General features: G+C 36.2%; 10 protein-coding genes. All 10 read right to left on the reverse strand.

The features are described 5' to 3' along the window. Positions 1-319: GTP-binding protein (locus Q0W25_RS08305; RefSeq protein ID WP_298521097.1), on the reverse strand; the 319-nt coding region annotated here is incomplete at its 3' end. 29 nt (positions 320-348) lie between these two features. Beyond that, positions 349-909: a 30S ribosomal protein S7 gene (locus Q0W25_RS08310; protein WP_298521099.1), complete on the reverse strand. Its 561-nt coding sequence runs from the start codon at positions 907-909 to the stop codon at positions 349-351. 12 nt (positions 910-921) lie between these two features. Beyond that, entirely contained in the window at positions 922-1,347 is a 426-nt protein-coding gene (locus tag Q0W25_RS08315; protein WP_149730666.1) for a 30S ribosomal protein S12, read from the reverse strand. A gap of 324 nt (positions 1,348-1,671) precedes the next feature. Next, positions 1,672-2,103, reverse strand: coding sequence for a NusA-like transcription termination signal-binding factor (locus Q0W25_RS08320; protein WP_298521101.1), 432 nt, complete (start codon positions 2,101-2,103; stop codon positions 1,672-1,674). 6 nt (positions 2,104-2,109) lie between these two features. Beyond that, complete coding sequence (locus Q0W25_RS08325) at positions 2,110-2,409, reverse strand: 50S ribosomal protein L30e (protein ID WP_298521102.1); 300 nt, start codon at positions 2,407-2,409, stop codon at positions 2,110-2,112. A gap of 8 nt (positions 2,410-2,417) precedes the next feature. Then, the gene (rpoA2, locus tag Q0W25_RS08330) at positions 2,418-3,608 is read right to left on the reverse strand and encodes a DNA-directed RNA polymerase subunit A'' (protein ID WP_298521104.1); all 1,191 of its coding nucleotides are present in this window, start codon (positions 3,606-3,608) and stop codon (positions 2,418-2,420) included. An 8-nt stretch (positions 3,609-3,616) separates the two neighbouring features. After that, complete coding sequence (locus Q0W25_RS08335) at positions 3,617-6,385, reverse strand: DNA-directed RNA polymerase subunit A' (protein ID WP_298521106.1); 2,769 nt, start codon at positions 6,383-6,385, stop codon at positions 3,617-3,619. Positions 6,386-6,410: 25 nt separating this feature from the next. Beyond that, complete coding sequence (gene rpoB, locus Q0W25_RS08340) at positions 6,411-8,216, reverse strand: DNA-directed RNA polymerase subunit B (protein ID WP_298521108.1); 1,806 nt, start codon at positions 8,214-8,216, stop codon at positions 6,411-6,413. Positions 8,217-8,235: 19 nt separating this feature from the next. Continuing rightward, a complete protein-coding gene (locus Q0W25_RS08345; RefSeq protein ID WP_298521110.1) occupies positions 8,236-9,780 on the reverse strand; it encodes a DNA-directed RNA polymerase subunit B'' in 1,545 nt (514 codons plus the stop codon). Positions 9,781-10,025: 245 nt separating this feature from the next. Further along, positions 10,026-10,259 carry a DNA-directed RNA polymerase subunit H gene (locus Q0W25_RS08350; protein WP_298521112.1) on the reverse strand — a complete coding sequence of 78 codons (234 nt, stop codon included), beginning with the start codon at positions 10,257-10,259 and terminating at the stop codon, positions 10,026-10,028. Between the last annotated feature and the right edge of the window lie 96 nt (positions 10,260-10,355).

Consider the following 10,355-nt stretch of genomic DNA (forward strand, 5'->3'; position numbering starts at 1 on the left):
GAGTTACGTCCCCACCAAAGTCAACGTGACCAGGGGTATCGATTAAGTTGATTAAGTATTCACTATCTTTGTAATCGTGCACCATAGATACGTTAGCAGCGTCAATAGTAATACCACGTGCTTGTTCTTGTTCGTCAAAATCTAAGAATCTTTGGTCACCAGCAAGTTCTTCGGAAATCATTCCTGCACCTGCTAAAAGGTTATCAGATAAAGTTGTTTTACCGTGATCGATGTGAGCACAGATACCAATGTTTCTGATTTGTTCAGGTTCATACATCAATTCTTTGATTTTTGCAATCATTCTGTCTCTTCTACTCAAAATAACCACCTAATAAACATTAAATATGATTAGTGTGCTGCTTTAGCAACTCTTTCTTTCTCTTCAGCTTTTTGTAAAGCAAAGCTTCTTGAATCTTCTTCAGAAGCAAGAATTAATTCATCAGCTAAACATTCAGCAACAGATTTTCTGTTTTTGAATGAAGATTGTAATGTACCTCTAGTTAAGAATCCTAATGAAAGGTCTACTCTTCTTTGTGGGGAAATGTCCACAGCAACTTGGTATCCGATACCACCATATTTGATACGAGTAGTTTCTTCACGAGGTGCAGTGTTTTCAACTGCAGTAACTAAAACTTGAACAGGATTCTTTTTAGTTCTTTTGTGAATAATTTCTAATGCATCTTTTACAATGTTGTAAGCTTTATTCTTTTTACCAGAGTTGAGATGGGTTCTCATAACTTTGTTCATTAACCTTTCAACAATTGATACTTTAGATTTTGCGAATTGTCTTTTTACGTGTCTACCAGAAGTATGTGGAACTAAAGTTTCGTCTAAGCAGATATATTTTACTAAACCTAAGTCCTCAACTTTTACTTCATCGAGATCCCATTTGTCGAATAATTTACTCATAAATATAACTCCTTATCTTACAGGTTTTTCTATTTTTCCACTTACCATTTCTGATAAAGCTACGTTATTTACTTTGGAAACTTTCCAACGGACTCCAGGAATATCCCCCATGGATCTTCCGGATGGTCCACCGATTCCTTCAATCATCACTTCATCGTGCTCATCGATAAATCCAATAGCTCCGTCACCTGGTGCGAAAGCAGTTAATTGTTTACCGTTTTTGATTAATTGAACACGAACACATTTACGGATAGCAGAGTTAGGTTGTTTTGCTTCTATCCCTACTTTTTCGATAACGATTCCTCTTGCTTGAGGAGCTCCTTCGAGAGGGTCCGCTTTAACGTCTAACCTTAATGCTCTCCTTTTGTAATCTACATCTTTCCACTTAAAATTTTGTCTATTTCTTTTAAGTTTTTTTGCAGCAAAAAGTCCTGGCATATTTTTTTCCTCTAATCTTTTTGTTAAAAACACATATCTAAGAATCCACCGCTGCGATTTATACTATCGTAGATAGTACAATCTAAATTCAAAGATATAAATCAGTAATAATAATTAATTAGATAAAATTCTTTATCTAAAAGAAGATATCTTGAATGATATTAAAAACAATGACAAAAAGCACACATAGTCATGTTATAAAAAGTACAGATATCTTATGTTAAATGTTTATACATACCCCTTTATAAAGGTATTTATTTTTTATATAAAACAAAATAAAAAAAATAGTTTTTTAAAAAAAAATTATTAAAAATAGCTCGAAAGCTATTTTAAAATAATATTATCAATATTATGTTGTCTATTAGCTAATAATTTAGCCCTTTCAATATTGATTCCATTTCTACCGATAGCGATACGTTTGTTAGTATTATCTGCTGTAACAATAGCAATTTTCTCGCCTGATTGCTTTTGACTGATTTTAACAGATTGTACTTTTGCAGGAGATAAACAATTCTTGATAAATTGGATCGGATCTTCATCTAATTCGATGATTTCAACTCCTTTGTCTACCGCCCTTTGAACTTTAGATACGGAACTTCCACCTTTACCGATAGCAAGTCCCATGTCACCATTCTTAACAATGAAAGTAACTTTTCCATGTTCATCATCGATAATGCAATCCTTAACCATTGCTCCAGTCATATTTTCGAAAAGAGCTATGAATCTAATCTCATTTGCACTTAATTTAATAGACACTTAAATCTACCTCAAATCGTCTAATATTGTAGAATCTCCTGGATCGTTTACGATTAATGTAGCAACAGTGAAAGGTTTACCACAAACAGAACCCAAATCTACACTAGTTCCATCATATACGATGAATGGAATTTCGGAAAGATTTGCATAATATTCAACATCTTCAAGAATTTCTTTAGGAGCGTTAGCAGCAACTACAACGAGTTGACCTTTTCCTAATTTTAAAGATTGAATTGATTTTTCAGAGCCTAAAGTCACATCACCAGTGTCGACAGCTACTCTGATTCCTCTATCTACGTCCATCATCTAGCCTCCTATTCATTTTTATAATCCATTTTGACACCGACAGAACCGGTACCAAGAGGTATTGGTTGTCCAATAATAATATTTTCGATGATACCTGTTAAATCATCCACTTCACCGCGGATACTTGCGCGAAGTAAATGTTTACCAGTTTCTTCAAAAGCTGCACGAGCTAATACGCTTGATTTTTCACCACTAATACCGTGTCTTCCGATAGATTTTACAACACCTTCAGAAGTCATGATGTCTGCAACTAACATAATGTGCCTTACATCCACACTAAGACCTTGTTCTGAAAGGGTATTCTGAGCTTCGTTAATAATAGATTGACGAGCTGCTTCGATACCTAACACTTCACCGATTTCGTGAATGTTGTTAGTGGTTGTTCTGACATGGTCGATACCATCCATATCAAGGATTTCCTTAAGGTTTGATCCTTCGGTATGGATAATCCATTCCTTATCATCCTTACGGATAATAACTTTTCCAATGCCTTTTATACCACTGATTTGAAGGTCACGAACTTTGTCTGCTAAAAGACGAAGTTCCCTGATTTCAAATCTGTTGTCAGGCTTATCGGTTTTTCCGGATGGAATAGTGATTTTATCATTATTAATAACAGCTTTTTTGAAAGCCTTTTCGACAGTAGCGTTGATTTCATCACGATCGAGCCTTTTTTCCTCAATCTTTTTACTGTCTAATGTTGCTTCGACTTCCATAGTACCATAATTTAAATTGAAATCTGAAAGAATATCGTTTATAGTACTTTTACCAATTTTATTTGCTAAAGTTCTAACAAACTCTTCGTCATCACGTCTTTCTTCATCAAAATAAATATCCATTGTTGGAGTAGCAATCTCTTTTCTTGCATCAACGATTTCAATAAGCCTTGGAAGACCTAATGTTACGTTCAATTCAGTTACCCCTGCATAGTGAAAAGTACGCATGGTCATCTGAGTACCAGGTTCACCTACAGATTGAGCAGCTACAGTTCCAACAGCCTCCCCAGCTTCAACATGAGCTCGATCATAGGCATTTTTAAGTTTCCTGATGAGTTCTTTTAATTCGTCATCAGTTAACTCTTTATTAATATAAGCTTTAGCTAAATCTTCGATATAACTATCTGGAAAATCGATATCAAGATTTTCAGTATCGTTAAGTTCTGCAATAGTATCTCTTACTTTAATTTTTGTATCTTCCATAGTTACACCTACTTACCTTCCATTCCACTTTCCATTCTGATCTCATCAATGAGTTTGTTCAAGTCAGCTGGTTTACCAAAGTCGGATTTTGCAGGATCTACACCATCTTCACCGAACATGGTTTGGATAACGTTACCTTGGTTGTCGGTAACAAGTCCAGATGGTTTAACTTGTAAATCTTGTAAAGCGTTAACCAATCTTCTTTGCATGTAACCGGATTGTGCTGTACGAATCGCAGTATCTACAAGACCTTCTCTTCCACCCATAGCGTGGAAGAAGAACTCAATAGGGTCTAAACCAGATTTATAACTTGAGTGTACAAATCCTTTCGCTTTAGCCCCTAACTCACCTTTCTTGAAGTGAGGTAAGGTTCTGTTTAAGTATCCTCTTTCGATACGTCCACCCCTAACCGCTTGTTGTCCTACACAAGCAGTAATCTGAGTAAGGTTCAACATGGATGCCCTTGCACCGGTACGTGCCATTACTACAGAGTGGTTTTCAACAGCCATTACATGTTCATATGGGTCATCATCAGATTGTTTACCCATAGTAAGATAGTTTTCTGCAATGCTACCGGACATGTCCCTAGCTTCCCCGAGAACTTGCATGATTCTCATCTCTAAAGTCTCTTCGAGACTTCTACCAGGTAAAGCTTGGAGATATCCTTCTTCGTAAGATTCGACAAGTTTATCTACTTCATCCATTTTATTTTCTAAGTGCTCGTTAATACGTTCTTGAGCTTCATAAGGAATTTCTTCATCGTTTAAGGAAGTAGTAATTCCTGTTTTCATGATTCCACAGATAGCTAAGTCAGTTGATCTGTCTAAGAATTCTTTTGCTCTTCCAGGACCGTACTCTTTAACGATTTTATCTAAAATTTTACCTGAGAATGAACCGTAAGCGGATTCATCGATTACACCTTGTTTGAGGATACCGTTTTTAATTACAACAGTTGCATCTTCAGCAGGATATACCACAGGACATTTAGAAATCTCAGCACTGTAGGACAAGTTTAAGTCATTAGGTAATAATAATGAGAACAATTCTTTACCAGTCCATTTTTCACCTTTATCCTTGTAGATGAATGATTCTTCACCGAATTCAGGATCATATTTCAAAATCCACTGATTAGCCTTGAAGGTAGGGATTTTTAAATGTGATTTCCTGATGATTTGTAAAGCTTGTTCTTCTGTGAATTCAACACCGTCACGGGTTAAAAGGTATGCTCCACTAATGTGGTCGTGGATAGCACCGATAATCGGCCCACCAAACCTTGGAGACAAGATGTGCTCTTGCACACGCATCAATGATTTTGCTTCTGCACGGGATTCATCGGTTTGGAACACGTGCATGTTCATTTCGTCTCCGTCAAAGTCAGCATTGTATGGAGGGCAAACACATAAGTTCAATCTGAAAGTCTTGTAAGGTAAAACCCTTACTTCGTGTGCCATCATACTCATTCTGTGAAGTGAAGGTTGACGGTTGAATAAAACCATGTCCCCATCTTTCAAGTGTCTTTCAATGATAAAACCAGGTTCTAATTGCTCTAAGATTAATTCTTTGGTTTCTTCATTGCGTACTCTGATTTTTCTACCGTCAGTTCTGATTACATAGTTTGCACCAGGGTGGACATCTGGACCGTTTTCAATGTATTTGACCATTTCGTCCATGTTCCATTCGGTTACATATACCGGTACGGTTACTTCTTTTGCAATCATTTCAGGAACACCGACCTCGTTAATACTGATGTTAGGGTCAGGTGAAATTACGGTACGTGCAGAGAAGTTTACACGTTTACCTGAAAGGTTGGATCTGAATCTTCCTTCTTTTCCTTTTAACCTTTGGGTTAAGGTTTTGAGTGGTCTTCCTGACCTGTGTCTTGCAGGAGGTACACCACTTGCTTCATTATCAAAGTAAGTTGTAACGTGATATTGTAATAATTCCCATAAGTCTTCAACGATTAATTGAGGAGCACCAGCTTCCATGTTCTCAAGTAATCTTTGGTTGATTCTTAAAATGTCTACAAGCTTGTGGGTTAAGTCATCTTCTGACCTTTCACCAGTATCCAATGTGATTGAAGGTCTTACAGTTACCGGAGGTACTGGTAAAACAGTCAATACTAACCATTCTGGTCTTGCAACTTCAGGGTTAACACCTAAAACAAAAGAATCTTCATCAGTGATTCTTTCAAGTCTTTCACGAACTTCAGAAGCGGTTAACTTGTAATCGCCTTGGCGAATAGTTACAGGTTTGTCTAAACTGATAGCTTCTTGAGGTGCGCCACAGTGAGGACAGCAATGTTTTAAGTCAATTTCCTCATCAGGGTCTTCAGGTAAAGTTTTTAATTCCCTTTTGGCAACTTTATAAACATCTTTAAGAATTTCATTAAGACTTTCCTTGTTATCCAATGCTTCTTGGATTTTTTCAGTGTATTCTTCGATTTGTGCATCGTCCAAAAGAACGCGGCCACATTCATTACATGTTGAACGTAAAATTTTGTGAATGACATCACCAAAACCGATGTGGATAACAGGTCTTGCTAATTCAATACTACCAAAATGTCCTTGACAATCTCCTCCTCTGAAACCGCAAGTTCTGCAAACTAAACTTGGGTCGATAACACCTAAACGAGGATCCATTAAACCTTTTTCAATAGGGAAACCATCATCTTCATAGGTATCAGGAGTTTCAACTGTCACAACAGACATTGCACGAATATCTTCAGGAGACATTAGCCCAAAGTTGATTTGTTCAATTTTTTTAATAAATCCTTTCAATGTATTGGCTCCTTCGTAAATTTAATTATGCTTTGTCTCCTAAAATCAATTTAGGGAAAATACATAAACTCTTAAGTTCGTCTAATAATAATTTAAATGCGTATGAAATTTCAACTGGATATGTTTCTACATCTCCACAAATTGGACAGTATTTCTTGTTTTTGTGTCTATCATATACTGCTAACATACCACAGTTTTCACAAACGATAGCTTCGTATTTGTCAGATTCGTCTAGAAGTCTTTCTTTTAAAGTTAAAGCTGCACCGTGTGCAATAAGACAATCTCTTTCCATTTCTCCGAATCTTAAACCACCTTCACGAGCTCTTCCTTCAGTAGGTTGACGAGTAAGAACTTGTACAGGACCTCTGGAACGAGCGTAAACTTTATCAGTTGTCATGTGGTGTAATTTTTGGTAATAAGCTACTCCGACAAATATTTCTGCATCTAATCTTTCACCGGTTACTCCGCTGTATAAAGATTCACATCCTGCAGATTCAAATCCATTGTTAATGAGTTGTTGTTTGATTTCATCTTCAAGGGTTTGGTTGAATGGAGTTGCGTCAACTCTTTCACCTTCAAGACAACCTGCTTTACCTGCAACCATCTCAAGCACCTGTCCGATGGACATCCTGGATGGAATAGCGTGAGGGTTAACAATTAAATCAGGCACAACACCAAATTCTGTAAATGGAACATCTTCAGGAGATAATATTAAACCGACAACCCCTTTCTGACCGTGTCTTGATGCGAATTTATCACCAAATTCAGGTTGTCTGGTATCTCTAACTCTGATTTTAGCTAATCTTGAACCTTCAACGGTTTCGGATAAAAGAACTGCATCAACAATACCTTTTTCACCGTGTCTTACAGTTACGGAAGTTTCTCTTCTTCTGTCAGCAACGGTACCGAAGTCTTCTTCCAAGAATCTTGGTGGTGAGGTTTTTCCGATTAATACGTCACCTGATTTTACTTCAGATTCTGGATTGACAACACCGTCATCGTCTAGGTTTCTGTAGGACTCCTCTGATCTGTAACCTTTGATGTTTTTGTCAGGCACTTCGAATTTGTCTACTTGTCCACCAGCATACCTTTTTTCTGAAGTGTCGTATGCTCTGAAGAAGGATGACCTTGCTAAACCTCTTTCAAGAGCTGCTTTGTTGATGACCATTGCGTCTTCCATGTTGTATCCTTCGTAAGACATTAATGCTACAACAAAGTTTTGACCGGATGGTCTTAAATCATAATTAGTTGAATCGATAATACGTGTTTTTACAATAGGAGTTTGAGGATGGTGTAATAAGTGTGCCCTAGTGTCGGTACGTAACGCATAGTTGGAAACGTATAATCCTAAAGCCTGTTTTGTCATACCTGCTTCCATTGTGTTCCTTGGAGAGGAGTTGTGATCAGAGAATGGAATAATACCTGCACAGATTCCGAGCATTGTAGCAGGGTCAATTTCCAAGTGAGTATGGTCTTCGGTTAACTCAGCTAAGGACATTGCAATATATGAATTTTCTTCCTCTTCAGCATCCAAGTATTCGATAAGACCATTGTCGATTAAATCATCCCAGCTTAATTTGCCGTTAGCGACTTTATTCAAATGTTCCTCTTTTAAAAGAGGTTCGCCTTCTTTAACGATGATTAATGGTCTTCTTGCCCTACCAGGATCATTGAATATGTAAATTTCATTATTATCTTCATAGTAAGTGATATTCATCTCATGAGAGATTTCACCGTTTCTTCTTTTTTCTCTCATTTCCTGAGTGAAAGATACTGGATCTTCACAAGATCCTAAAAGTTCACCATTTATATATATTTTAGATTTCTGCAAAAATTTCCCTCCTATGTACTCAATCGATTAATACACCCATACTTTCAATAACGTCTTTAATTTCTTGTTCATCTGAACCTTCTGAAATATTACACATTAAAGCCAAGTTCTTTACCAAACCACAGTTAGGTCCTTCCGGAGTTTCGTTTGGACATATTTTACCGAATTGTGTTGGGTGCAAATCTCTTGCTTCAAAGTGAGGTTGGCTTCTTGTTAATGGGGATACTACACGTCTCAAGTGAGAAAGTGTACCCATGTAACTGGTCCTATCCAATAACTGACTTACACCAGCTCTTCCACCTACCCAATTACCGGTAGCGATAGCGTGCTTGATGTTTTCAGTTAAAACATCACTACGAACAGCCTGTTTAATGGAAAGTTCTTTACCACGGGAAAGGCTTCTTTCTAATTGATAACTCATGTCTCTTGTTAAATTAGTGAAAGCTACTCTGAATAAGTCTTCCATTAAGTCACCAGATACTCTGAGTCTTTTATTAGTATAGTGGTCCTTATCGTGAGGTTCTCTTTTTTGTTCAATAACTTCCAATAACATTTCAGTCATTTCAGCCAAGTAAATAGCCTTATCATAACATCTTTCTTGTTCAGTGCCCATATGAGGTAATAAATAACGGTTGATTACATCAGTAGCACGTTTGATACGATAATCTTTAGGCATGTTTTTAGCTACTCTGTTACCAATGTATTTGATAGCAGCATTTTGCATATATTCTCTTCTTTCATCAAGAGTCATGCCATCCATTTCATTTTGGTCTAATTTCAACGCTTCAAGTGAAACTTGAATGTCGTCTGCAATCATCATTTGGAAGTTGTTATCGTCAGAAATTGCTGTAATGATTTCTTCATCAGTAGCTAATCCAAGAGCCCTTAACAATATTACAAGTGGAATTTCTCCCGGAAGATATGGGAATGAAATTCTTAAGAAAACACCATTTTTACGTGGTTTTTTGTATTCTAAAGTAATTCTGGCTCTGAAACCACTTTTGATTGAAGTAACAACAGCTTTTGCATGTCTGTCCTCAACTTTATCTAAACGTTCAAGAATGATTTTGTTTGGAGCGATTTCTTCCATTGTAACTACAGCCCTTTCGGAACCGTTTACAATGAAGTAACCTCCCAAATCTTGAGGATCTTCATTTTTTTCAATCAATTCTTCGGCAGTGAGTCCGTTAAGATGGCAAATGTCTGATTTGAGCATTACAGGTAATTCACCAATGTAAACCTCTTCCAAAGGATTATCTTCTCCTTCTTCATTTAATGCCATTTCAAGGTACATATCTGCAGAATAATTTAAATTTCTAAGTCTTGCTTCAGTTGGATCGATTTCACTGCGGGATCCGTCTGCTTCTTTATTAGATGGTTTTTCAATACGTACTTTACCGGTTTTTAAAGTGTATTTTCCATCATCTAATGTAATAGGTTCTGTAATATCAATGATATTTTGAATCCTATTATTTACAAAGTCATTATATGATTTAATGTGGTGATCTACTAAATCATATTTATCGAAAAATGCATCAACTAATTTCCAGTTATTCTCTGTCATGGACATCCTCCAGCATTTACGTAAATGCAATAAAAATAATAAACTAAATAAAAGTAAATAGCAAAATTAGGCATAACACCTAATACTTAATTCATTTAATCATTATTCTTAATTTACTCATAACTATCTCCTATAAGATAATTCCTCTCAAACTAAGTTAAATTTATTATAATGAATTTCTAAAAACAAAAAAACACAGAAATTAAACTATATTAAATTTCACTACTCTAAAATTATATTAACAATTAACCTTCCACAATCCTATATGTGACAAATTCACCAGCAGTTTGGCTTTTACGAGTGATTCTTAAAACATCACCTGATTTAGCATTAATAGCTTTTACTACAGGATCTTCTGATTTAATTTTAGGAAGATCTTTAAAATCATACTCAACATCACTAAATTCATCAGCAATTTCATCTTCGGTCATGATTTCATGCTTTGGTACGAGCATATGTTCTTGAATATCAATTTTCAAATTATTGTCCTCCAAATAGAAAAGTTAAAATATAAAATTAGAACAGGCCTGACGGGAATTGAACCCGCGGCCGCTTGGTTAAAAGCCAAGCGCTCT

The sequence above is a fragment of the uncultured Methanobrevibacter sp. genome (assembly GCF_947166415.1).
In the GTDB taxonomy this organism is placed as follows: Archaea; Methanobacteriota; Methanobacteria; order Methanobacteriales; family Methanobacteriaceae; genus Methanocatella.